This window comes from Propionispora sp. 2/2-37 (assembly GCF_001298735.1).
Taxonomy (GTDB): Bacteria; Bacillota; Negativicutes; order Propionisporales; family Propionisporaceae; genus Propionispora.
Map to the genome: position 1 here is coordinate 60,330 of NZ_CYSP01000010.1, position 23,862 is coordinate 84,191.

18 protein-coding genes and 1 riboswitch are annotated in these 23,862 nt (G+C 46.8%); all 18 genes read left to right on the forward strand.

Features of this window, described 5'->3' with window-relative positions; all coding sequences use genetic code 11:
- Positions 1–38: 38 nt before the first annotated feature.
- On the forward strand, positions 39–1,421 hold the full coding sequence (locus P22_RS11890; protein WP_054260459.1) for a cytochrome ubiquinol oxidase subunit I: 1,383 nt from the start codon (positions 39–41) through the stop codon (positions 1,419–1,421).
- On the forward strand, positions 1,412–2,416 hold the full coding sequence (gene cydB / locus P22_RS11895) for a cytochrome d ubiquinol oxidase subunit II (protein ID WP_054260460.1): 1,005 nt from the start codon (positions 1,412–1,414) through the stop codon (positions 2,414–2,416). Before P22_RS11890 ends, cydB begins: the two co-directional genes overlap by 10 nt.
- A gap of 96 nt (positions 2,417–2,512) precedes the next feature.
- Positions 2,513–4,240 (forward strand): thiol reductant ABC exporter subunit CydD, encoded by a 1,728-nt coding sequence (gene cydD / locus P22_RS11900; protein WP_054260461.1) that lies wholly within the window; start codon positions 2,513–2,515, stop codon positions 4,238–4,240.
- Positions 4,241–5,971, forward strand: a complete 1,731-nt coding sequence (gene cydC, locus P22_RS11905) for a thiol reductant ABC exporter subunit CydC (protein ID WP_054260462.1) — start codon at positions 4,241–4,243, stop codon at positions 5,969–5,971.
- A gap of 80 nt (positions 5,972–6,051) precedes the next feature.
- Positions 6,052–6,153, forward strand: a riboswitch (purine riboswitch).
- A gap of 27 nt (positions 6,154–6,180) precedes the next feature.
- Entirely contained in the window at positions 6,181–6,324 is a 144-nt protein-coding gene (locus P22_RS20560) for a hypothetical protein (protein ID WP_156318944.1), read from the forward strand.
- Positions 6,325–6,369: 45 nt separating this feature from the next.
- Positions 6,370–7,740, forward strand: coding sequence for an NCS2 family permease (locus P22_RS11910; protein WP_054260463.1), 1,371 nt, complete (start codon positions 6,370–6,372; stop codon positions 7,738–7,740).
- 143 nt (positions 7,741–7,883) lie between these two features.
- Entirely contained in the window at positions 7,884–8,375 is a 492-nt protein-coding gene (gene purE, locus P22_RS11915) for a 5-(carboxyamino)imidazole ribonucleotide mutase (RefSeq protein ID WP_054260464.1), read from the forward strand.
- Between the two features lie 16 nt (positions 8,376–8,391).
- Positions 8,392–9,102, forward strand: a complete 711-nt coding sequence (gene purC / locus P22_RS11920; protein WP_054260465.1) for a phosphoribosylaminoimidazolesuccinocarboxamide synthase — start codon at positions 8,392–8,394, stop codon at positions 9,100–9,102.
- Positions 9,102–10,544, forward strand: a complete 1,443-nt coding sequence (purF, locus tag P22_RS11925) for an amidophosphoribosyltransferase (RefSeq protein ID WP_054260577.1) — start codon at positions 9,102–9,104, stop codon at positions 10,542–10,544. The genes purC and purF overlap by 1 nt, the downstream gene beginning before the upstream one ends.
- A 47-nt stretch (positions 10,545–10,591) precedes the next feature.
- Positions 10,592–11,683, forward strand: coding sequence for a phosphoribosylformylglycinamidine cyclo-ligase (purM, locus tag P22_RS11930; protein WP_304437569.1), 1,092 nt, complete (start codon positions 10,592–10,594; stop codon positions 11,681–11,683).
- Positions 11,676–12,311 carry a phosphoribosylglycinamide formyltransferase gene (gene purN, locus P22_RS11935; RefSeq protein ID WP_054260466.1) on the forward strand — a complete coding sequence of 212 codons (636 nt, stop codon included), beginning with the start codon at positions 11,676–11,678 and terminating at the stop codon, positions 12,309–12,311. The genes purM and purN overlap by 8 nt, the downstream gene beginning before the upstream one ends.
- Complete coding sequence (gene purH, locus P22_RS11940; protein WP_054260467.1) at positions 12,301–13,842, forward strand: bifunctional phosphoribosylaminoimidazolecarboxamide formyltransferase/IMP cyclohydrolase; 1,542 nt, start codon at positions 12,301–12,303, stop codon at positions 13,840–13,842. The genes purN and purH overlap by 11 nt, the downstream gene beginning before the upstream one ends.
- Before the next feature lie 52 nt (positions 13,843–13,894).
- A complete protein-coding gene (gene purD / locus P22_RS11945) occupies positions 13,895–15,163 on the forward strand; it encodes a phosphoribosylamine--glycine ligase (protein ID WP_054260468.1) in 1,269 nt (422 codons plus the stop codon).
- A gap of 216 nt (positions 15,164–15,379) precedes the next feature.
- Positions 15,380–16,003: a TetR/AcrR family transcriptional regulator gene (locus tag P22_RS11950; protein ID WP_054260469.1), complete on the forward strand. Its 624-nt coding sequence runs from the start codon at positions 15,380–15,382 to the stop codon at positions 16,001–16,003.
- A gap of 56 nt (positions 16,004–16,059) precedes the next feature.
- Positions 16,060–17,118 carry an AbrB family transcriptional regulator gene (locus tag P22_RS11955; RefSeq protein ID WP_054260470.1) on the forward strand — a complete coding sequence of 353 codons (1,059 nt, stop codon included), beginning with the start codon at positions 16,060–16,062 and terminating at the stop codon, positions 17,116–17,118.
- A 231-nt stretch (positions 17,119–17,349) separates the two neighbouring features.
- Positions 17,350–19,122 (forward strand): hypothetical protein, encoded by a 1,773-nt coding sequence (locus tag P22_RS11960; RefSeq protein WP_054260471.1) that lies wholly within the window; start codon positions 17,350–17,352, stop codon positions 19,120–19,122.
- Between the two features lie 217 nt (positions 19,123–19,339).
- Positions 19,340–20,611, forward strand: a complete 1,272-nt coding sequence (locus tag P22_RS11965) for an efflux RND transporter periplasmic adaptor subunit (protein WP_054260472.1) — start codon at positions 19,340–19,342, stop codon at positions 20,609–20,611.
- A complete protein-coding gene (locus tag P22_RS11970; RefSeq protein WP_054260473.1) occupies positions 20,608–23,736 on the forward strand; it encodes an efflux RND transporter permease subunit in 3,129 nt (1,042 codons plus the stop codon). Before P22_RS11965 ends, P22_RS11970 begins: the two co-directional genes overlap by 4 nt.
- Positions 23,737–23,862: the final 126 nt, after the last annotated feature.

Genomic DNA, 23,862 nt, shown 5'->3' on the forward strand with positions numbered 1-23,862 from the left:
CAGTAAATATTGTAAGAAATGTAAAAGGAGGTTAAAGGATGAGCGAGATCTTCTTAGCACGATGGCAGTTTGGCATTACTACCGTATATCACTTTTTATTTGTACCTCTGACTCTTGGATTATCAGTTTTGGTTGCCCTGATGGAGACGGCTTATGTACGGACGGGAAATCCTCAGTACAAGCAGAAGGCAAAATTCTGGGGAAAACTATTCCTCGTTAATTTTTCGGTAGGGGTAGTAACCGGAATTGTCCAGGAGTTTCATTTCGGGATGAACTGGTCGGAATATGCAAGGTTTATGGGGGATATTTTTGGCGCTCCCTTAGCCTTGGAAGCCTTGACTGCTTTTTTCCTGGAGTCTGTATTTTTAGGATTGTGGATTTTCGGCTGGGACCGTTTGTCAAAACCCTTGCATGCGGCCTGTATCTGGATAGTGGCCTTTGCCAGCAATTTATCCGCTTTTTGGATTTTATCGGCCAACTCCTTTATGCAGTCGCCGGTCGGTTATGCGTTGCGTAACGGGCGGGCGGAAATGACCGATTTCTCTGCACTGATTACCAATCCCTACGTATGGAGCCAGTTCCCGCATACCGTAGTATCCGGTCTGGTTACGGCAGGGATATTTGTTATGGCGATTAGTTCTTATCATTTGCTGAAGCGAACTCATCTTGATTTTTTTCGCAGTTCTTATAAAATTGGTGTTGCCTGTACGCTGATCAGCTGTATTTTAATCATGGGAACCGGCCATCTGCAAGCACAGTTTATTGCCAAAGCCCAGCCTATGAAACTGGCGTCGGTTGAAGCCTTATGGGAGACTGCCGATCCGGCACCATTTGCCATAACCGCGGCCATTGACGAAGAAAATCAAAAAAATACGCTGGAGCTGGGAGTCCCCTACGCTTTATCTTTTTTAGCGCATAATTCGTTTACCGGGGAGATCAAGGGAATTAAGGAACTGCAACAGATGTACGTAGAGAAATACGGACCAGGTAACTATATACCGGCCGTTACTCCTCTGTTTTGGAGTTTTCGGATCATGATTGCAGCGGGAATCTGGATGCTTTTCCTGGCAGCGGTTAATGCCATGCTGTTATACTGGAAACGGACGGAGTCTGCCCGCTGGGCGCTGCAGGCCGTGTTATGGAGTTTGCCGGTTCCTTATCTGGCTAATTCCACGGGCTGGTTCGTTACAGAAGGAGGACGCCAGCCTTGGATTGTTTATGGGTTGCAACGCGTGAGTCAGGCCGTTTCGCCAAATGTGTCCGCCGCTGAAATTTGGATTTCACTGATTGGTTTTACACTGCTATATGGTGTTTTGGCGATTGCTGCAGTTTATCTGGTATGTAAATTTGTAGCCAAGGGCCCGGATCAAAGTGAGAACATCACGCTGCAAGTGGCAAAGGGGGCGGCATTATGGAATTGAACGAGCTGTGGTTTGTGCTCATCACGGTTTTGTTTGCCGGTTTCTTTTTTCTGGAGGGTTTCGATTATGGAGTAGGTATGCTGCTGCCGTTTCTGGGAAAGAATGATACCGACCGGCGTATCCTTATTAATACAATCGGACCGGTTTGGGATGGTAATGAAGTGTGGATGATTACGGCTGGAGGAGCTTTGTTTGCAGCTTTTCCTCACGTGTATGCCACCTTGTTCAGCGGGTTTTACATGGCTTTGTTTTTAATGCTCATGGCTTTGATTGTCCGCGGCGTTGCCTTCGAATTCCGCAGTAAAGACGACAATCCAGTATGGCGGCACACCTGGGACTGGATGATTTTTGTCGGTAGTATTGTGCCGGCACTGTTATGGGGAGTGGCTGTCGCCAACTTGATTAAGGGAGTTCCAATTGATGAAAATATGCATTACGTGGGAACTTTTTTTGATCTGCTGAGTCCATATACGCTGTTGGGAGGTCTGGCCTTCCTGCTGGTGTTCCTATTTCATGGCGCTCTGTTTCTCGCCTTAAAAGTGGAAGAACGGCTGGTCGAGCCGGTACGGCAAACGGCTGTTACGGTTGGGCTTGCGGCTGCTGTTGCTTTTTTAGGTTTATTGGCGCTGAGCTATATACATACCGATTTGTTTAACAGTTCCCTGGCGGGAACAGCCTTCTGGGGCGCTGCCCTGTTGTTTGTCGGCGGCTATTTGCTGGCTTGGCGGTGTAAATATGGTTGGGGCTTTACCTTGAGTGGTTTATCTATTATCTTAACAACCGTGGCATTTTTCGCCGGTTTATTTCCTAGATTTATGGTATCCAGTTTGAATCCGGAATGGAGTTTGACAATCCATAACGCGTCATCCAGTGCCTACACGTTAAAAATAATGACGATAGCCGCTTTGACGTTGGTACCGGTAGTTTTAGTCTATCAGATATGGACGTACTGGATATTTAGAAAACGGGTAACCGCAAAGGGCTTGGAATATTAAGTTTATTGCTCAGCAGAGGCTGCAGGCTATATTGCCGGATGAACCGGGATATAGCCTGTTTGTGCTTTTGCTAGTTTGTCTGTTTGGAGGATTGTCATGATTGATAAACGGCTTGCCCGTGAAATAAAGCAATATAGCTGGCTGTTATATATACTGATTGGCTTAAGCTTAGCCGGTGGTTTGTCAGCCATAGTACAGGCATGGTATCTGACAAATGTAATAAACGGGGTGTTCTTAACCGGCTTAAGATTAGTGGAAATACGGCACTGGATGATCATTCTTCTGTTTTTTATTTTTATCCGGGCCGTCATTGTATGGCTGCTGGAGTTCGTCGGCCACCGTTTGGCTGCGGGGATTAAGCAAGAGCTGCGCCGACGGCTGCTGGATAAAATTTTCAGTATGGGTCCTGTTTCCGGCGGGCCGGAGCGGACGGGAGAGTTGGTTACCCTGCTTAGCCAGGGAATCGAACAACTGGAAGTCTACTTCTCGCGTTATTTGCCACAACTCTGTATTGCTGTGCTGATTCCGTTGTCTATTTTAACGGTTATTGTGGTGCGCGATCCCGTTACGGCAGGTATTCTGCTGGCGACAGCGCCGTTAATTCCTGTGTTTATGGTTTTAATTGGCAAACGGGCGCAACAAAAGGCTGCAGAACAATGGGGTGTTTTATCACGGGTGAGCGCTCATTTACTTGATGTTTTGGAAGGGCTGGCCACTCTCAAGCTGTTCGGACGCAGTAAAGAACAGGTGAAGGTGGTTGACAGAATGAGCCGGGAGTTTAGTGAAATAACACTTGGTGTCCTGCGGATCGCCTTTCTTTCTGCTCTGGTACTGGAACTGGTGGCTACGATTAGTACGGCCTTGGTGGCTGTCGGTATTGGATTACGGCTATTGTATTCGCAGATACAGTTTAGAGAGGCTCTGTTTGTTTTGTTATTAACTCCCGATTTTTATTTGCCGTTACGGCAACTGGGCAGTCATTTTCATTCCGGTTTAACCGCAGTTTCGGCAGCCGACCGGATTTTTTCGTTGCTTAACCAGGAACATCCCCCGGCGCAGTTCGGCAAAGAGCAGTTTCCTTTTCCGAAAGAACTGAATGTTGAATTGGAAAACGTCAGCTTTTCTTATCCGGGGAGAATGATTCCAGCCTTGGAGAATGTATCGGTTTCCGTTCGTTCCGGGGAACGGATCGCTATTGTGGGACCCAGTGGAGCCGGAAAAAGTACGCTGATTCACCTGCTGCTCGGATTTATTATACCGCAGCGAGGCGTTATCCGGGTAAATGGCAGGGTTTTGCAGGAGCTTTCCTTGAATCAATGGCTGCAGGCTGTTGCCGTCGTACCGCAATCACCGCATTTGTTTCATTGTTCGGTTGCCGATAACATAAGGATGGGCAATAGCACGGCCTCTTTAGCTGCCGTGATGAAAGCCGCGGAAGCTGCCGGCGCGCATGAATTTATCCGGCAATTGCCTGACGGTTATGAAACTCTGCTAGGGGATGGCGGGTATAGTTTAAGCGGCGGACAGAGACAGAGGCTGGCTATTGCCAGAGCTTTTTTGAAAAATGCGCCGCTGCTCATTCTGGACGAAGCCAGCAGTGGCCTGGACCCTGTGAATGAACAGTGGCTGGAACGAAGCCTTACCGATTTAATGAGAGACAGAACGGTGTTAATCATCGCTCATCGTCTTTCGACAGTATCACGTGCCGACCGTATTCTGGTTATGCAGCAGGGGCAGGTGGAGGAAAGCGGCAACCACCAGGAACTGATGGAACGAAGGCAAAGCTATTATCAGATGGTCACTGCATTCCGGGGGACAAAATAGATGAAAATATTGTGGAAGCTAATTATGTACGTACGTCCGGCGTGGATGCTGATGGTCCTGGCAGTTTTACTGGGAGTGCTGTCGATTGCCGCTAATGCGGCGCTTTTGGCGGTGTCTGCTTTTTTGATTTCCATGGCTGCCTTGCATCCGCCGCTGAGTGCCCTATCGACAGCCATTGTTGGAGTACGGTTTTTTGGTCTCGCACGGGCGGTACTACGTTATTTGGAACGCTATGCCGCCCACGCGGCAACCCTCTCACTTCTGACTGGTTTGCGAACTTGGGTTTATGCCAGACTGGAACCTTTACTGCCGCAGCGTTTATCCATACAAAACGGTGAACTATTAACAATGCTTGTACAGGATATCGAAATTTTAAAAGAAATGTATTTGCGCTTGCTCGCGCCTCCAGTAGTTGCGCTGATCGTATTAGTAATGGCAGGGGCAGGTGTTTTGCTCGGCGGAGGGCAGTCTGCGATGGTATATATCCTGATTACCGCTTATCTGGTTTGCGGTGTGGTCTGTCCTCTGGCTGTCTATTGGTGGAACAGGCGGCAGGGCCGCCGGTATGTTTTTACCCAGGCACGGCTTAACGGATACCTGGTCGACAGCATTAACGGAATGACCGAATTGACTGCGTTTCAATATAAAGAGCAGATTTTGTCAAGGATTGAAAGCTATGGCGCCCAGTTAGCCAAATTGCAGGAACGGTCGGCTATGCTTACTGCCGCAACAGAGGCTGCCGGTGTGTTTTTTACACACCTATCGGTCTGGGGAATTCTTTTGCTTGCCGTCAGCCTGGTGGAATCAGGACAACTTGCCGGTGTGTATGTAGCGGCTTTGGTTTTAGGCCTGCAAAGCAGTTTCGAAGCCGTGAGTCCGCTGGTTCAGGCAGCCCGGTTTTTACCGGACAGCGTGGCGGCGGGCAAAAGGCTGGTTTCGCTGCCGCCGGCTCCGGTAACGACCGGTGACCTGACGACAGCGGTTCCGCGGGCAACCGATCTGTTGGTAGAAAATCTCAACTTCCGCTATCAAAAAGGTCTGCCGGTTGTTTTAAAAGATGTTTCATTTTATTTACCGGCAGGTAAGCAGATAGCCATTGTCGGGCCAAGTGGTGCCGGTAAAAGTTCTTTGATCGCGGCTTTACTGCGTTTCGGACAGTATGAGGGCGGTAAGGTTTTTCTCGGTGAAATGGATAGTGCCACCCTGCCGGATAAAACTATCCGTGAGTTTTTCAGCGTTGTACCGCAGCAGGTTTATTTATTTAATGCCAGTATCAGGGACAATATTTTGCTGGCCAGACCGTCGGCCAGTGACGGTGAACTGGAATCCGCCGTCAGACAGGCTGCGTTAAGCAACTTTATTCACTCTCTACCGCAAGGGTATGACACTTTAGTCGGACAACACGGACAAGCTCTGTCCGGGGGGCAGCGGCAGCGGGTAGGCATAGCCCGGGCACTGTTGAAGGATGCACCGGTTTTGCTTTTGGATGAGCCTTATGCACAGTTGGATACCGTGACGGGTAAAGCGGTATATAGCGCTTTGCAGCAGGCAATAAAAGGGCGGAGCTGTATGCTGATAACCCATCAGCTTACGGGGCTGGAAGCGATGGATGAAATTCTGGTTATCCATGAGGGGAAAGTGGCGGAGCGGGGCACAATGGATGAACTTATACAGCGGAATGGATTATTTAAACACCTGTGGACTTTGGAAAGAGATGTGCTGCCTTTTTAGCGTAATCCGAACGTTACTGTGGTTGACATCGTTAAAGTTCACATTTTAGTTGACACACTTTGACGGCAACTGTTAAAATGATAGCGTAAGTTCATACTGCTCGTATAAATTTGAGGATATGGCTCAAAAGTTTCTACCAGGCGACCGTAAATTACCTGACTACGAGTGAAATTGTACCTAGGGTTCCGCGTGCCGGGGAGGGTTTCTCTATGAGCAGGCATGGCTGTGACCAAGTGGTACAGGCACTTCAGTGCGGTAGTGCCACACCGTGGGATAAAAACCCGGACGGGGAAGTTTCGCTCGTTTATCGAGGCGATCTCCCTGTCTTTTTTATTTATGGAGGTGAAACTTAGTATATTGCAGGTATTGTCATTTTGAGTTAAGGAGAGAATAAGAATATGTTAGAAAAACTATTTGCGCTGCGAGCGCGCAAAACCGATGTAAACACCGAAGTGATGGCCGGTATTACCACTTTTATGACTATGGCCTATATATTATTTGTCAATCCCAGTATTCTCGGGTCTGCCGGCATGGATAAGAATGCCGTGTTGTTGGCAACGGCTCTCGGTGCCGGAATTGTCACGATCATGATGGGACTTTTTGTTAATTATCCGATTGCTTTGGCGCCTGGTATGGGGCTTAATGCGTTTTATGCCTTCACCGTAGTTATCGGGATGGGGGTTTCCTGGCAGGTAGCACTGGGGGCCGTTTTTATTTCGGGTCTTATTTTCATTCTTCTTACCGTTACAAAAGTGCGTCAGCTTCTGGTTGAGGGGATGCCGGCGTCCTTAAAGCACGCAATCAGCGTGGGGATTGGTTTGTTTATTACCATTATCGGGTTAAAGCTTTCCGGAATTATGAGCGTACGGTTATCGCTGATTCCGCCGACCCTGGAAAAAATTATTGCCGGCCACGGCAATGGTACGCCATTGAGTTTTGAAACCATTATTGAGATGGGCAAACTGGCGGACAGGGAAGTATTATTAGCGGTTTTCGGACTTTTATTTATTGGTGTTTTGATGGCGCGCAACATTAAAGGGTCAATGCTGATTGGCATATTGGTTACTACGGTGCTTGGTATTCTTATGGGAATTGTAAAGGTCCCCGCAGGTTTTAGCCCGGTGGCCATACCCGATTTCAGTCAAAATGCTTTTTTTGCGCTGGATATCATGGGGGCTATTCACATGGGGCTTCTGACCATTATTTTTACTTTTACCTTTGTAGAATTGTTTGATACCATGGGGACGTTGGTTGGTACGGCAACGAAAGCCGGTTTGATGGATAAAAAAGGGAATTTCCCGGGTATAGGCAAGGCCATGCTGGTGGATGCTACAGGTGTCAGCCTCGGGGCGTTGCTGGGGACCAGTACCATTACCGCTTATGTGGAGAGTGCTGCCGGTGTTGGTGCCGGTGGGCGCAGCGGCTTAACTGCCGTGGTTTGCGGCATACTCTTTTTAGCTGCTTTGTTTTTTGCCCCCTTGGCGGGCTTAATTCCTAATGCGGCAACAGCTCCCGCTCTTATTATTGTAGGAGTTTTAATGATGGAATCGGTCCGTCATATCGACTTTTCCGATTTTACCGAAGCCATGCCTGCATTTCTTACGATTACTATGATGCCGTTTACCTACAGTATTGCTAACGGTGTTTCGGCAGGGTTAGTTTTATATCCTCTGTTAAAACTGGTTACCGGTCGTGGACGTGAAGTACACTGGGTTGTCTATATGTTAGCCGTACTGGTTTTGGCGCGTTTTGTATTCCTGTCTGAATAATGGCAGGAAGGATAATTACCCAGACAGCGGGCGACTGCTGTCTGGGTTTACTAATTGAAAATAACGGATGTTTATATAGAAAAACTGAATTAAATATATCATAAATTCAATAGTTAGATACTAAAAAACAGGAGAGATATAAAATGAAAGTTGCCATTATTATGGGTAGTGATTCCGACTGGCCTGTGCTGGAGCCGGCAATTAACATGTTGGAGGGGTTCGGCATACAGACGGAGGTTATGGTGGCATCCGCACATCGTACTCCGGATAAAGTGCACACCTTTGCAGCAACCGCCCGCGAACGCGGTGTAAAAGTTATTATTGCGGCGGCGGGGGCAGCCGCTCATCTGCCGGGCGTTGTTGCCAGTTTTACCACTTTGCCGGTGATTGGCGTTCCCATCAACAGTACACCACTTAACGGCGTGGATGCGCTGTACAGTATCGTGCAGATGCCGTCCGGAATTCCGGTGGCTACGATGGCCATTAACGGGGCAAAAAATGCGGCCATATTTGCGGCACAGATCCTCGGAATTTCGCAAAGCGATATAGAAAATAAACTTGTTCAGCATCGCCGGGATATGGCTGCAGAAGTAGAAAAAAAGGCTGTTAAGGTTTTGGCAAAAAAGTCTGTATAAACTAGGAGGAGTATTCATGGAAAGAAAACCTTTGTACGAAGGAAAGGCAAAACAAATTTTTGCTACCGATAAAGCGGATGAATATATTGTATATTATAAGGATGACGCTACTGCCTTTAATGGCCTTAAAAAGGGAACTATTGCGGATAAAGGCGTACTGAATAACAAAATTTCCAGTTTCTTCTTCCAACTGTTAGGGAAAGAGGGCATTCCCCATCATTTCATCCGTAGGCTCAGTGACCGGGAAATGCTGGTAAAGGAACTTAAAATTCTTCCGGTTGAAGTGGTTGTTCGCAATATTGCGGCAGGAAGCCTGGCGAAACGCATTGGCTGGGAAGAGGGAACTAAACTGCCTTCCACCGTGCTGGAACTGTACTATAAAAATGATGATTTGGGTGATCCGCTGATTAATGAGTATCACATCCAGGCAATGGGGCTGGCTACGCCGGAACAGGTGAAAACCATGTCGGAGTATGCTCTTAAAGTTAATAAAATTCTTTCTGCATATTTAAAAGAAAAAAAACTGGAATTAATCGACTTTAAGCTGGAGTTTGGCGTTCATAAGGGAGAGGTTATTCTTGGTGATGAAATCTCACCGGATACCTGTCGCTTCTGGGATAGCGAAACAGGCCAAAAAATGGACAAGGACAGATTCCGCCGCGATCTGGGCAATGTGGAAGAAGCATATAGAGAAGTATTACAGCGTCTTACAGGAGAGACCGCATGATGTACGAAATAGTGGAAAGCGACAAACCGCATGAGGAATGTGGAATATTTGGGGTTTACTCGGCTGCGGATAATGTAGCGTTAAGCACCTACTGGGGCTTGTATGCTCTGCAGCACCGCGGACAGGAAAGCGCGGGTATTGCTATCACCGATGGTGCCTGGATGGATGTACACCGGGGAATGGGGTTGGTTAATGAAGTATTTCGCCACCAGCTTCCTCATATGGAAGGACAGCGTATTGCTATCGGGCATGTGCGTTACTCTACCACCGGCTCCAGTCTGCTGATTAATACGCAACCGCTTATGGTTACTTATTCCGGCGGGCATATTGCGATGGCCCATAACGGTAACCTGACCAATGCGCAAAAACTGCGCGCAACACTGGAAGAGACCGGCAGTGTTTTTCAGACATCCATTGACAGTGAAGTGATTGTTAATTTAATTGCCCGTTCGCGCAAGTCCACTATTGAGGAAAAGATTATGGAAAGCCTTACCAATATTGAGGGCGCTTACTGTTTGGTAATTATGACCGAAAATAAACTGATCGGTATCCGGGATCCGCATGGATTCCGACCGCTGTGTATTGGCAAGCTTCATGACGGCTGGGTCATTGCGTCGGAATCCTGTGCGCTGGATACCGTCGGTGCTGAACTGATCCGTGATGTTGAACCCGGTGAAATGGTGGTTATTGATGAAGAGGGGCTGCATACTCACCGGTTTGCTAATAATGATACACGAGCGTTATGCATTTTTGAATATATTTATTTTGCCCGTCCGGACAGCGTGATTGACGGACAGAGTGTGTATCAGGCTCGTTTTGAAATGGGAAGGCAATTGGCCCGGGAAAGCGGCTACCGGGCCGATATTGTGATTTCCGTCCCGGATTCCGGAACTACTGCGGCTCATGGCTTCAGCCGGGAAGCGGAAATACCCTTTGCCGAAGGGTTGATGAAAAACCGTTACATTGGGCGGACCTTTATCCAGCCGGAGCAGAAGAAACGTGATTTGGGAGTCCGGATTAAATTGAATGCCGTTAAAGCAGTGGTTGAAGGCAAATCGGTTATTATGGTGGATGATTCCATTGTGCGTGGCACCACCAGCGGAAAAATAGTCCGGATGTTAAAAGAGGCAGGGGCCAAATCCGTGCATATGTGTATTAGTTCTCCGCCCATTGCATATCCCTGTTATTATGGGATTGATACGGCGGTGCGGAAAGAACTGATTGCTGCCAGCAAACAAGTGGAAGAAATCAGAGAATATATCGGCGCTGATTCTTTGCACTATTTGTCGCTGGAGGGTTTATATCGTTCCATTCAGAATATACATTATGATAAGATGTGTTATGCTTGTTTTAACAGCTGTTATCCTGCCAGCATACCTGGGGAATCTTCATGCGGCAGTAATAAATTTGTTTTTGAACAACGGGTTGCCAGAAACCGCTGATTGGTATGATGGAAATTTGGTATATTTAAGATAGGTGAGGGATAAGTGTGGGTGAAAGAAAAGCTTCAAATCCGGATATATTGACCGCCGGAGGAGCATTAACATACCGTGCGGCCGGTGTTGACATTGATGCCGGAAACCGTGCCGTCGATTTAATCAAAAAAAAGGTGCAATCAACCTACCGCCCGGAGGTGCTGGGAGATATTGGCGGCTTTGGCGGCTTGTTCGGTTTGAACACCGCAAAATACCGCGAGCCCGTTCTAGTGTCGGGCACTGATGGTGTGGGTACCAAACTTTGCATTGCTTTCATGATGGACAGACATGATACCATTGGGCAGGATGCGGTTGCCATGTGTGTCAACGACATCCTGGTACAGGGAGCGGAACCTTTGTTTTTTTTGGACTATCTGGCGGTAGGCGAACTGGAACCGGAAAAGGTGGCCGATATTGTCAGCGGTGTAGCAAATGCCTGCCGGGAATCCGGCTGTGCATTGATTGGCGGTGAAACGGCCGAAATGGCCGGCTTTTATCAACAGGGTGAATATGATATTGCCGGGTTTGCGGTAGGTGTGGTGGAGAAATCAAAAATTATCACCGGTGCCAGGATTACACCGGGAGACGTATTAATTGGTTTACCATCCAGCGGTTTGCATTCCAACGGATTTTCTTTAGTCCGGAAAATTTGTTTTGATGTCAAAAAACTGGCAGTTGATGATGCCGTACCGGAACTGGGAAGAAGCATCGGCGAAGAACTTCTGGTGCCGACTACCCTGTATCCGAAAGCCTGCCTGCCGTTGCTTGCGAGCTTTGATATCCGGGGTATGGTGCATATTACCGGGGGCGGTTTTTATGATAACGTTCCGCGGATGCTGCCCAACCATTGTGCAGTGGAAATCGATACCACTCTTTGGCCCAAGCCGGTTATTTTCTCTTTGCTGCAGGAATGGGGGCAGGTTGCTTGGACGGAGATGTACCGGACTTTTAATATGGGGATCGGTATGATTTTGGTTGTGCCGGAAGAACAGGCCGACAGGGTACAGGCAAATTTAACCGAACGGGGAGAAGCTTCTTATCGGATTGGCCGGGTTATCCCGGGGTCACGGGAAGTTATATTAAAAGGAGGCGTATTTGGTGAATAAAAAGGTATTAGGAGTGCTGGCTTCAGGCCGTGGCAGCAATATGCAGGCAATAGTGGATGCCATTGATGCCGGCAGGCTGAACGCTAAAATCGGAGTGGTGATTAGCGATAATCCTAATGCCAATGTTCTCAAACGTTTAGCCGATTCGGATGTTCCGGTGACCTGTATCGAAAGAAAAAACTTTGCCGCGAAAGAAGAGTGGGAAGCCGCCATTGCGGCCGAACTGAACGCACATCAGGTGGAACTGGTCATATTGGCCGGATTTATGCGTATTTTGAGTCCGTATTTTGTTAATTTGTTGTCCGGGCGCGTTATGAATATTCATCCTTCTCTATTGCCTGCTTTTCCGGGGAAGAATGCGCAGGAACAGGCTATTCGTTACGGAGTGCGGGTTTCCGGCTGTACGGTACATTTTATCGACGAAGGCATGGACACCGGGCCGATTATCTTACAGGAGGCCGTGCCGGTGGAAAGTGACGATACAGCGGAAATATTGGCCGAGCGTATTTTGCATGTTGAACACGTACTCTACCCGCGGGCTATTGCCCTGTATTGTGAGGGCCGTTTAAAAATAGAAGGCCGCCGGGTCATCATTTTAGAAAAAGGTGAGGAACTTTATGAAGATTAAACGGACGTTGATCAGCGTTTCTGATAAAACCGGTATTGTTGAGTTTGCCCGCCAACTCCATCAACATGGAGTCGATATCATTTCAACCGGCGGGACAATGAAGGCCTTGCGTGAAGCCGGCATACCGGTTACTTATGTGAGTGATGTAACGGGTTTTCCGGAAATTATGGATGGCCGGGTGAAAACTTTAAATCCTTATATTCATGGCGGCATATTGGCCATCCGGGACAATCCCGAGCACGTTGAAGCCATGAAACGCCATCATATTCAGGGGATTGACATGGTCGTCGTCAATCTTTATCCCTTCCGGCAGACGATTGCCAAGGCCGGTGTGACGCTGGAAGAAGCGGTGGAAAATATCGATATCGGCGGGCCGGCGATGATCCGGGCGGCAGCTAAAAATTTCCAGTATGTAGCAGTGGTTGTTAATCCGGAACGCTATGAAGATATTGTAAAGCAGCTGCAAGCAGGTGGTGAAATTTCCGCGGAGTTCTGCATGGCGCTGGCCCAGGAGGCGTATAATCATACGGCGGAATACGACGCCTGCATTTCAGGGTACCTGGCACAGCAGCTTGGAGAAGGGCCTTTCCCGGCTACGCTGCATACGGTCTATGAAAAGGTGCAGGGGCTTCGTTATGGGGAAAATCCACACCAGCAGGCTGCTTTTTACCGGGAAAAATATGTTAACGGTTCCGGTATTGCCAATGCCAGACAACTGCATGGTAAAGAGTTGTCATTTAATAATATCGTTGATGTGGAGGCGGCCTATGTGATTGTGTCGGAATTTGACCACCCGGCGGCAACCATTATCAAACATACCAATCCTTGTGGAACCGGTATTGGCAAAGACTTGGCCGATGCCTATGCTGCGGCCTATGAAGCCGACCCCGTATCTGCTTTTGGCGGCATTGTCGGTCTGAACCGTGAAGTCGATGCAGCTACTGCCGAACAGATCAGCAAGATATTTATCGAAGCGGTTATCGCTCCGTCTTTCAGCGATGCGGCCTTAACTATTTTAACCAAAAAACAAAACATCCGTTTGCTGACAGCAGAGCTGCCCGAAACAGACAGCCAGCAATTTGATATTAAGAAAGTTTCCGGCGGTATTTTATTACAGGATAAGGATACCAGGGATGCCGTTCTGGAAGATATGAAAGTGGTCACCAAGCGTCCGCCGACACAGGCGGAATGGGAACAGCTCATGCTTGCCTGGCGGGTGGTAAAACATGTGAAATCCAATGCCATTGTGGTAGCTGCCGGTAACCGGACTTTGGGAGTCGGCGCCGGACAAATGAACCGTGTCGGTGCCGCTGCCATTGCCTTGACCCAGGCAGGCGAGAAGGCAAAAGGTGCTGTCCTGGCTTCGGATGCGTTTTTTCCGTTTCGTGATACCGTGGACACAGCGGCTGCTGCCGGGATTACGGCCATTATTCAGCCCGGCGGTTCCGTTAAAGATCCCGATTCAATTCAGGCAGCTGATGAACACGGTATTGCCATGATCTTTACCGGAATGCGTCATTTTAAACACTAATCATGATATGGATAAAGCCAAACTTAAGTGATCAGTATCAAGAGGTGAAATTGTGCGAATTTTAGTGATTGGCAGCGGTGGTCGGGAACATGCCTTAGTTTGGAAATTAAAAATGAGTCCACGGGTGGAAAAGATCTATGCCATACCCGGCAATCCGGGAATTTCCCAGCTTGCCGAATGTATTTCCATGAATATGGAGGACAACCGGGCGTTAGCGGATTTTGCGCAGAAACATGGGGTGAATTTGACAGTTGTTGGGCCGGAGGCGCCGTTGGCTAACGGGATTGTTGATTATTTTCATAAGCAAGGCTTAACTGTGTTTGGTCCTACGCAGGCCGCGGCAGAACTGGAAGGTTCCAAGTCCTTTGCCAAAGGGCTTATGCAGAAATATAATATACCTACTGCCCGTTTTGCTGTTTTTAATAACCCCGATGAAGCGGCTTTCTATATACAAAAGCAGGGGGCGCCGATTGTTGTAAAAGCAGACGGTCTGGCCGCCGGCAAGGGTGTTATTGTAGCTATGACAGTGGAGGAAGCGCTGCAAGCTGTGGATACAATTATGCGTGAGCAGGCATTTGGTACTGCAGGCAGTCAAATTGTAATTGAGGAATTCTTAAGCGGTGAAGAGGCATCCTTATTGGCTTTTACCGATGGGAAAACAGTTGTGCCTATGGTGGCGGCCCAGGATCACAAGCGGATCTTTGATGGAGACCAGGGACCCAATACGGGCGGAATGGGAGCCTATGCACCGGCACCGGTCGTAACGGCTGTTATGAAGGAGAAAATCGTGCATGAGATTCTTCAGCCTGCCGTCGATGCTATGCGTGCCGAAGGACGGCTCTATCGCGGCTGCCTGTATGCCGGACTGATGATTACGGCCGAGGGCCCTAAAGTCATTGAGTTTAATGCCCGTTTTGGCGATCCGGAAACCCAGGTGGTATTGCCGCTGTTAGAAAGCGATTTGGTCGATATTATGGAAGCTTGTACTTCAGGAACTCTTTCAGAAAATATGGTTAGCTGGCGGCAGGAAGCTGCCGTTTGTGTGGTTATGGCTGCCGGCGGTTATCCGGGAAATTATGCCAAACATGATCCCATCAGCGGCCTGGAAGCGGCAAAACAGCAGGGAGCTTACGTATTCCATGCCGGTACGGCGGCAGTTAAGGATGCTGTTGTCACCAATGGCGGCCGGGTGCTGGGAGTTACTGCTACGGCAGGAACTATTGCCGCTGCCGTAACGAAAACTTATGAGGCTGTCCGGTGTATCGGTTTTAATGGCATGCAGTTCAGAACGGATATTGCTCATCGGGCCATGAACCGGTAGTGGCAGTTGTGTACAGATACATCTTTATGTCGCAAGCAAACAGCCAAATGGCCCTGGTTCAACCTCCGGGGCCATTTGGCTGTTTAAACAGGGCGGAAAGAAGGGAATTTAACAGATTATGCAGAAGTTAAAGAATAGAAAGGGCGGGGTTGATGAATGACGGTGCTGGGTTAAGTTTTGTCCGCTCAATTTGAGTCAGTCGGTATGGAGGCTACTATGAGTTATAATCGAGAAGCAGTACTATCACATTCGGATACGCGCAGTAAACGTCAGCAGATTCTTGATGCTGCTTATATAGTTTTCTCCCGCAATGGCTATCATCGTGCAACTGTTGATGAAATCATTGCTTTGGCAGATACGGGGAAGGGAACGGTCTACAATTATTTCGTTAATAAGGAGCAATTGTTTTATACCCTAATCAAGGAACGCAGCCTGCCTTTTGAAAAAAAGCTGGATGAAATCGTTTGTTCGGAGAAGACGCCTTTTGATAAGATCGAAGCAATGATTAAAGTTTTTTTGGATTTTTATATAGTAAATGCCGACTTATGGCGTGTTATGATGCATGAGGTTCGTGGCTTTGGTAATGAAAGCCATACCGGTTTTACACCGGAACAAAGTGAAAAATACCACAAAGAATTTCAGGATACGATCGGGATGCTTGAGAAAGTGCTGGTTGAGGGGATCGATAAGGGGGTCATCAGGGAGTGCGATGTGGTTAAATGTGCGTACGGCCTGTTCAGTGTCATTGTTACGCTTGTCTTCCAAAAACTTGCCGGTGACACCGAAGAATGTTCCCGGATGATAGCCGATTTGTTTCTTCATGGGGTGGCCAAACGATAACGAATACTGCAGGTTTTGTCTGTTATTCATGGGATGTGCAGAAAATAGGTGGATTTATGCTGGGTCGCAGTTTTGAGACGCTGCTTATTGCTGTAATGGGCGGCGTTCTTTTTAGTTATATTCATATTCCGCTGCCCTGGATGCTGGGGCCTTTATCAGCTGTAATGCTTTGGAATGCGCTGGCTAAACGAAAGGTCTACTGGCCTGTGAAGCTTAGAAATGCCGGGCTGATTGTATTAGGGTTTATTATGGGAAGCCCGTTTACTCTGGAGACCGGGCGGCAAATCGTGCTGCAGCTTCCAACAATGCTGGCGGCAACGCTGGCTACCGTTTTTATAAGTATGGGTATCGGCTATTTTACCGCGCGTCAGACCGGTATCAGCCTTTCAAGCAGTCTTGTCGGCAGTGTCCCAGGAGGATTGTCGCAGATGGTCGTGCTTGGCGAAGAGCTTGCCGATACCGATATTACGGTGGTTACATTTATGCAGACTGTCCGCTTGTTATCCGTTGTATTTATTGTTCCTTTTCTTGCGATACATGGATTAGCCCCAGGCACGGATACGAGTACTTTTGTTACCGTTAATACGGCATTTGCCGATGAAAGAGATTATGGATTATTTGCTGCAGTCAGTCTGGTTAGTGCTGTTGCGGCTGCCTTTTTTAAGCTGCCGACGCCGTATATGCTGGGCCCTCTACTGGGTACGGCTTGTACTGTGCTGGCAGGGTTTGCTGCACCTTTGCCGCCTGATGAGGTCGTACTGCCTGCCCAGCTGGCAGTGGGTATTTACATGGGGACCGGTATGAATTTACAGAGTTTAACAAATTGGAAGAGTATTTTCCCCTATACGCTTATGGGGGCCATTGGCGTGGTGCTGTTTTCCTTAGTATTAGGTTATCTGATTAGTTCACAGCATTCCTATTCTTTAGTGACTGCTTTTTTGAGTACGGCGCCAGGCGGTATGACGGAGATGGGACTGACAGCTATGATACTGCATGCCGATTTATCGGTTATTATAGCCTATCAAATATTCAGGCTGGTTTTTATTCTTTTGGCTGTTCCTCCCCTGCTAAAGTGGCTGCTGCAATTTATTCGACAAAAGAATGAGTTCAACTAAAACAGGGTAAGAGCGGGATAAGCTAATCCGGTGGCAGGCCTGCTTAAATCAAGGAAGATAGTTTGCCGGTTTACCCTGCTGATATTTATGCATCTTTGTGCATGATTTTGAGATTAATTCTTGAGCATTAGATTTCAATGTGTTAAACTGAAAAACGGGGTTAAAATATACAATAGGGTTAATCTGCTTTATAAGTGAAGTGGCTGCCGTATGGAAAGGGGCGATTAGGTTATGAATATTATCTCAAGTAAAATATTTGAGAAGAAAGTTATAATTAAAGTGAAAGACAGAGTATGTGATACGCCGGAAGAGTTATTGTCAAGCGATTTATTTGCCCGGGTAGTAAAAATGGCAATTAGAGATCTGACAAAGAGAAATTCTATTCTTTTGGATATTTTCACCAATAAAAATGATATCACAGACAAAGATATTAGGCTGTTAATTGACACGCTGATTTATGCTTCCAAAATGCCGATTGATTTAGTTGTCAACGTGGTGAAAGGTTCTGAGCAATTTGCCAAAAACCCGATGCTGTTGAATGATTTTATCCAGTATTTATACAATTTCTGGCGGAATTTTGACCGCTTTGTTATTTGTAACTCCGATGATGATGAGTTGGATAAGCGTCCATATCGTACGTTTAATACTACAGTAGATCAATTGACTAATTTGGTGCGTAAAATATACCGGGATCTGCAGGATAATGTGGCGAAAAAGCATCCTAACGTATTCCGTCAGGTTAAAGCCGGTGCCCAATTGGCGGCAATCGGTAAATGTAAGGACATCCCTTATAGCGGTGATATTTATAAGAAACTGGACAAGGTACCTGTTATCCGGCAAATACTGTTAAATCCTCCATTGGTATTAGATCCCCCAATGAACAAGAGAACGGGAAAATTTGAACGGGTATACAAAAATCCTCTGGATTTGGTGGATATTAATACTGATGAATGGCTTTGCTTTCCAGCTAAAGTGGGTCCTCTTTTAATTAATATTTATTTTCATGAAAAATTTTACGATTTAGGATTTTCGCTGTGCAATTTATTCGAAATTGCCAATGATGTTGATTTGGAAAAGAAGCCCGATGCCATTTATTTATTCGGAGTGCCTGGTGATGTTTTGGATGAACTGGCACCGTTACCAACTGTTTTCTTTGATGATGAAGAAAATGACATGTTTGTTGCTGCTGTTCCCAATCGTGATCAATTCGGTTATTTCGGCTATCTGAAGAAAATGGCGCTGACATTACATAATATCCGTATGATGCGTGCCGGAAAAATGCCGTTTCACGGCGCTATGTTTAGAATTGTATTAAAAGGCAATAAAGAAGCTAATGTTTTGGTTATGGGGGATTCGGGTGCGGGCAAATCGGAAACTTTAGAAGCTTTTCGCGTGCTTGGCCAGGAATTCATTCAGGACATTATTGTTATTGCGGATGATATGGGTTCGTTGTCTATTGATGATCATGGCGATATTATTGCCTATGGAACAGAAGTCGGCGCTTATGTAAGATTGGACGATTTGAATCCGGGCTATGCTTTCGGTCAGCTTGACCGGGCTATTATCATGAATCCCAGTCAGAAAAACGCCCGTACCATCTTACCGGTTACATCCTATGATAATGTGATTAAAGGACACAAGATTGATTTTGTTCTGTATTGCAATAACTTCGAAGAAATTGACGAAGATCATCCGGTTATAGAACGGTTTACCTCGCCGGAGGAAGCGATTAAGGTGTTCCGTTCCGGGGCGGTTATGAGTAAGGGGACCACGACTTCTACCGGTCTGGTTCATACTTATTTTGCCAATGTGTTTGGACCGCCTCAATACCGTGAAACGCATGAAGTCATTGCACAGAAATACTTTGCGCAATTCTTCAAAAAAGATGTATTTGTTGGGCAAATGCGTACCCGTTTGAGCATAAAAGGCTGGGAGCAGAAAGGGCCTCAGGAATCGGCCAAAGGCTTGCTTGCCATGATTCAAACCATGCCAAGTAAAGAATGAAGGATTGGTCTCGTGACAGGGCGCTTGAAAACTGCTTGGTCTAAATAACTTAGAAGGCTTGAGTTTAATTAAAACTCAAGCCTTTCTTTTAATAGAACGGTGACATATGGTGATGTCATATTTTTGTCATAGCTTTAAAATATAATAATTTATAATGCCTAAATAGCAGGAAAACACTTATTGCTGGCTTCGGCAGATATTTGGGAGAGGGTGAATTATGCTACCGCTTATTAAAAGTTACAAAAGGGGAAAATTTTTATGGATTGCCGGATTTTCGGTCATTTTATGTTTAGGTCTTTTGGTTGTTTTTCGGCTTGTACATAGTTCTTCCGGTAGCCGTGATAGTAATAAGATACCGCAAACAATGGTAGATGTGTTGACGGTGCCACGTACTGATTTGCTAAAACGCATCTCACTGACAGGACAGACAGTGCCGAAAGCACAGGTGGACATATCCGCAAAATATCAGGGGAAAATTGTTGCGGTTAATGCGGAGTTAGGTCAACCGGTAACGACAGGGCAAGTATTGATTGAACAAGATACCGGTGATGCCGAACTGGCTATTGCGCAAAATCAGGCGGCCTATCAACAGGCAACTGCCGATGCGATAAATAGCGATGTAGCTTTTAGAGCCAATTATAATAGGGCAAAAGCCGATTATGACAGGGCCTTGGCCAGCTACCGGCGCTACAAGACCCTATATGAGGCCGGCGGCATTGCAAAGGACGCTCTTGACACAAATGAACAGCAAATGATTGATGCCAAGGCAACTTTGGATTCTCTGGTCAATCAAATGAACGCCCATTCTGTACCGGCTACTGTAGAAGCCGCCCGTGCAGCTGCAGAAAAGGCTCAACATGGCGTAAGCGCAGCCGAAAAACAAAGGAATGATCTAATCCTGCGGGCGCCGTTTTCCGGAGTTATCGGTTACCGCCAGGCAGAAATTGGCTCTATGGTTACAGCTGGGCAAAAGCTAATGACCGTTGTGGATAATAGTAAAATTTTTGTGGATTGCCAGGTGTCAGAACAAGATTTGCCTGCTTTGTCGACAGGTATGGAGGTAAATGTGCAGCTCGAAGCTTTAAGCAGGGAATTTCCTGGCAAAATTATTTATATCAGTCCGGCAAGCGACAGCTCCAATTTGTTATTTTCTTTACGTATTGATCTTACCAATCCGGCTCCGGATATCAAAGGAGGCATGTTTGCCCGGACCGTTATTCAGAGTGTTTTGCGACCCCGGGTGCTGGTTGTTCCGAAAACAGCGATACTGGATAAAAACGGAAAAAGTTACGTTTTTGTCATTGATGACCAAAATGTTGCGGAGGAACGTGCAGTAGAGATCGGGGCAAGAGGCGATCAAAATGTGGAAATATTAGAGGGTTTGCAGGAAGGAGAAAAAATTGCGGTAAGCAATCTTTCGCGATTGCGGTCAGGTCTGAAAATTAAGGCTAATCCGGTTGCCCTGGATAATCGGGGTGACAGTCAGTGAACATAACCCGCTTTTCCATTCAAAAACCGATCGGTATTTCGATGATTGTCCTGCTGTTTGTCGTATTAGGATTATTTAGTTTTTACCGTATTGGCGTGGAATTACTACCGTCAATTAATATACCCTATGTCACAGTAACAGTAGAATATCCGGGAGCCAGTACGGAACAAGTCGAACAGGATGTTATCAAGCCTTTGGAAAATTCCCTCTCCTCTCTTTCCAACTTGAAGCATATTACCTCGGTGGCTCGTCCGGAAAAAGCGCAGATAACGCTGGAATTCGAATTCTGGGCCAATGTGGACACTTCGGCTGTTGATGCAACACAGTATGTTAATGCGGCAATGAGTAAACTGCCGACAGGGGTCAAAACGCCGTCTGTTATCAAGCGGGACATCAATGCCGCACCGATTATGGAAATTTCTGTCGTTTCCGGCAAACCGTTGTCAGAGGTATATGCTTTGGCCGATGACGTTTTTGCTGAGCGGCTGCAAAGAGCCAGCGGAGTATCGGATGTTTCCCTGTTTGGTGGCCGGGATAAGGAGATTGCCGTTGAAGTTGACAAAGATAAATTAGCTTATTACAATATTTCCTTAAGTTCTATCGTTAACCGGATTCAGCAGGAGAATCTTTTAACCCCGGCAGGCTCGGTATTTGATGACAAGACGGAAACAAATGTGCGTTTGACGGCGCAGTACGCTTCACCGGAAGAATTGGCAGGCATTCATGTTACCAACGCCAGAGGGGTAAACATACCCTTGAGCAATCTGGCAACGGTGACAGAGCAAGATCAGCGGGTTACACGCTATGCCCGGACCAACGGGCAGGATGTAGTATCGCTGACCGTTTACAAAAATAGCAATGCTAACTTGGTGGATACGGCCAACGCGACTAAAGAACAACTGGATACATTACGTGCTGAGTATCCTGATTATCAATTTATCGTTATTACTGATGCTTCCCGTTATGTGCAGGATTCCCTGCATAATACGCTGGAAGCACTTATTGAAGGACTGTTTACAACCGGTCTGGTGCTATACCTGTTTTTACGGGGCTGGCGTTCCACAATGGCGGTCTTGATTGCTATCCCTACCTCATTGATATCTACATTTTTCGTTATGTATATGGCTGGTTTTACTTTTAATATGATGTCACTGATGGGAATGTCCTTATGTATCGGTACCCTGGTGGATGATTCCATTGTGGTGCTGGAAAATATTCACCGCCATTTTCAAATGGGCAAGGATGCCAGGACAGCGGCTGAGGAAGGTAGAACGGAAATTGGCATGGCTGCTCTGGCCATAACATTGTGTGATGTAGTGGTCTTTATGCCGATCGCCTTTATGAACGGGATGACCGGGCAGTTTTTCCGGCAATTTGGTCTTACTATTGTTTTTGCTACCTTGTGTTCTCTCTTTGTCTCTTTTACTTTAACACCGATGCTGGCATCAAGATTCTATAAAAACGGAATGGCAGAACCGAGGGGCAGGCTCTGGGCTTTTATGAGCCGATTGGAGCAAGGGACTATTCTGAAATATGAAAATTTGCTGCGCTGGAGCTTGGATCATCCGGTCAGGGTGATTACAACGATAACAATCCTGTTTATTGTTTCCCTTTCCTTTGTTCCATTGGGAATTATCGGATCTGAATACATGCCGAAGACCGATGAAGGAAGTTTCCGGATCATGGTGCAGTTTCCGGTAGGACAGAATATTGATCAAACCAATTCCGAAGTAAGGAGAATAGAAGAGTATCTTACGACAATACCGGAGGTAACGAATTATCTGTCCAGTGTAGGCACTCCGGCGGGCAATTATGGCAGCGTCAGCGTTCAAATGATTGACCGGAAGGAGCGAAACCGGAGTATTTGGCAGGTTACCGACCAGGTGCGTCAGCATCTCCATCAAAATTTTCCGCAGGCAACGGTGCAGGTCAGTGAAACGCAGTCTTCCATTGCCGGTGTATCGGGAGGCAGCGGAACCGGCGGAGGAGGGCCTAATAATTCTCCTGTGCAAATTGAAATCAGAGGAGCCAGTTTGGACAATCTCGTTAAGGCATCATATCGAATACAGGATGTTGTGTCCAAAGTCCCCGGTGTAAAAGATATCCGGAGTTCCTATAGTGAAGGCATGCCCGAAATAAGACTGGTAGTTGACCGGGAACGGCTGAGATTTTTCAATACCACAGTTAATGAGGTAAATAATGTATTTTCGGGAGCAGTAGCCGGAACACTGGCCGGTTATTATGCTAACGATCCAGCCAATGACGGCCAGGACACCGATATTTACGTACGGCTTAAAAATAGTGACGGATTTAAGGCATCCGATATAAGCTCCATACCGGTCCAGTCCGGTAATGGATTGGTGAAACTGAGCGACGTGGCCCGTTTGCAGGATGAGGTTGGACCGGTTATGTTGCGGCGGGTTGATAAACAGGAATCCATCAATATTGCCGCTAATGTAACTGACCGCCCCCTGCAGGAAGTGTTGCAAGATATCAGGAATAGCATAAAACCGGAAGATCTAGGAACCAATGTAACTTACCGTTTTACCGGTCAGGCGGAGAATATGAGCAGTACCTTTGCGGAAATGGCTCAGGCGCTTGGATTATCGATGATATTGGTATATATGTTGTTATCCACTCTATATGAATCACTTTCCACGTCTTTCATCAGAATGTTTTCGCTCCCTTTTGGCTTAATCGGGTCATTGGTTTTTCTGGCAGTCACCCGCAATACGATTAACCTGTATTCTTTAATTGGGATATTGGTAATGGACGGAGTGGTGGCAAAAAACGGAACACTGCTGCTGGATTATACTTTAACTTTGATCGACAAAGGGATGAACGCGCGGGATGCGATTATTGAAGCCGGTAAGACCAGATTAAAGCCTATTTTTATGACTACCCTGACGATGATAACAGGAATGTTGCCGACGGCATTGGCTATAACGGCAGGGGCTGAGACCAGGGTCAGTATGGCTTGGGTTGTCATTGGCGGACTGATTTCCTCTACCTTCTTTACGTTGATTGGTATACCCATTATCTTTTTGTTTTTTGAAAACCATTCATTATTGTCGTGGCTGAGAAATATCCTGCTCCGGGCAATACCCAAAAAGCACTCAACGTAACAAGAGGCTGGCGGGGAAAAATGCCGTTTACGGCAGATAACCAATCTTTATGCAAAGTCAAATAAGAAACTCACATGCGCTAGGCATGTGAGTTTCTTATTTATAAAAGATAAATATATAATAATT